Annotated in this window: 2 protein-coding genes; one reads left to right on the forward strand and one right to left on the reverse strand. The window is 67.3% G+C overall.

The window, feature by feature from the left end; genetic code table 11:
- Positions 1 to 95: 95 nt before the first annotated feature.
- Positions 96 to 1,016 (reverse strand): LysR family transcriptional regulator, encoded by a 921-nt coding sequence (locus tag ARC63_RS02370; protein ID WP_057502429.1) that lies wholly within the window; start codon positions 1,014 to 1,016, stop codon positions 96 to 98.
- A gap of 140 nt (positions 1,017 to 1,156) precedes the next feature.
- Here ARC63_RS02370 and ARC63_RS02375 point away from each other — a divergent pair, with 140 nt between their 5' ends.
- A complete protein-coding gene (locus ARC63_RS02375) occupies positions 1,157 to 1,858 on the forward strand; it encodes a pirin family protein (RefSeq protein WP_043402397.1) in 702 nt (233 codons plus the stop codon).
- Positions 1,859 to 1,917: the final 59 nt, after the last annotated feature.

Here is a 1,917-nt window from a genome sequence, read left to right on the forward strand (position 1 = left end):
CCCCGCCATCCCTCAGGAAACCAGCTGTTGCTGTTGCTGTTGCTTCGGCCATAGCTGTTGCTTCGGCGGGTGCAGGGCGCAGCCCTGCCAAACCCCTACCCCCTGGCCATTGCCTGCCACCACTGCGACAGCAGCTCCGGCCTGCGCAGGCGCTCGCGCCACCAGCGCAACGCGGCGCCGTCCTCGCCGGTGCGCCAGGCCAGCCAGAAGGTTTCTTCCGGCTTGTGCTCCTCCACCTCACGGATCACCAGCTGGCCGCGCGCGACCGCGGCGCGCGCGCACGGCTCGGGCAGGAAACCGAAGCCCACGCCTTCGCATTGCAGCTTCAGCTTGCTGGCCATGTCCGGCACCGTCAGCATCTCCTGCCCCATCAACAGGCCCACCGTGCGCGGCAGCAGCCGTCGCGCCGAATCCGAGACCGCGATCGCGCAGTGCTCGACCAGGTGCTCGCGACCCAGCACACCCGGCACTGCAGCCAACGGATGATCGGGCGCGACCGCGAACACGAACTCCACCGTGCCCAGCGGCTCGACCACGTAGCCACCGCCGCTGGGGCCCTCGCCCGGCGCGCCGACCAGCAGGTCGGCACGGCGGTCCAGCAGAGCCTCCCAGGTGCCGGACAGGGCCTCGCCGATCAACCGCAGCCGGGTCGGTGCCTCGGCCTCACGAAACGCGGCGATGTCCGGGCCGAGCAGCCAGGTCGGAAACACCGAGTCCACCGCCAGGGTCAGCTCGGTCTCCCAGCCCGACGCCACCCGGCGCACCCGCAGCTCCAGCTCGCGCGCCGCGCGCAGCAGATGCCGGCCCTCGTCCAGCAGAGCGCGGCCGGCCTCGGTCGGCTCGGCACGCGGGCCGACCCGGTCGAACAGCTGTACGCCCAGATCCTCCTCCAGCTTGGCCACGGTGTAGGAGATGGTCGAGGGCACCTTGTGCAGGGCCTTGCCGGCGCCGGCAAAGGAGCCACGGCGGTCGATGGCATCCAGGATCTGCAGGGCATCGAGGCTGAGCTTGAGCATTCGGATTTTTCGATGATGGCTGTCAAAACTATCCGTTTTTCAAACCCAGGGCGCAAGCGGATACTTCTCTCCAACGGGGAAACACAGCGGCTACCGGCCCACCCCGCCCCATCGAAACCATCGAACAAGGAGATTCCATCATGCTGCAGATCCGCAAGAGCGCTACCCGTGGCCTGGCCGAGCATGGCTGGCTGTCCTCGCGCCATACCTTCTCCTTCGCCAACTACTACGACCCGCGCTACGTCAGCTTCGGCCCGCTGCGGGTGATCAACGAAGACAAGGTGATCGGCGGCCAGGGCTTCGGCACCCACGGCCACAGCAACATGGAGATCATCTCCTACGTGCTGGGCGGTGCGCTGGAACACAAGGACTCGATGGGCACCGGTTCGGTGCTGCGCTATGGCGACGTGCAGCGCATGAGCGCCGGCAGCGGCGTCACCCACAGCGAATTCAACCACTCGGCCGACGAGACCGTGCACTTCCTGCAGATCTGGATCTTCCCGGACACCGAGAACATCACGCCGTCCTACGAGGAGACCCACTTCGCGCCGGAGACCAAGCGCGGCCAGCTGCGCCTGATCGCCTCGCCGGACGGTGCCGACGGTTCGCTGCGCATCCACCAGGATGCCCGCATCTTCGCCACCATCCTCGATGGCAGCCAGAAGCTGCACCATGCGCTCGGCAACGGCCGTGGCGCCTATGTGCAGGTGGCGCGTGGCCAGCTGCAGGTCAACGGCATCACCCTGGAAGCCGGCGATGCACTGCAGGTCAGCGACGAAGCCCAATTGACGCTGGAAAACGGCAATGATGCCGAAGTGCTGGTGTTCGACCTGCCGCTGTAACGACGACGCCCGCGATGCCATCCAGCATCGCGAGCGTACTTGTAGAGGCGAGCCCACGC

The sequence above is a fragment of the Stenotrophomonas geniculata ATCC 19374 = JCM 13324 genome (assembly GCF_001431625.1).
GTDB lineage: Bacteria > Pseudomonadota > Gammaproteobacteria > Xanthomonadales > Xanthomonadaceae > Stenotrophomonas > Stenotrophomonas geniculata.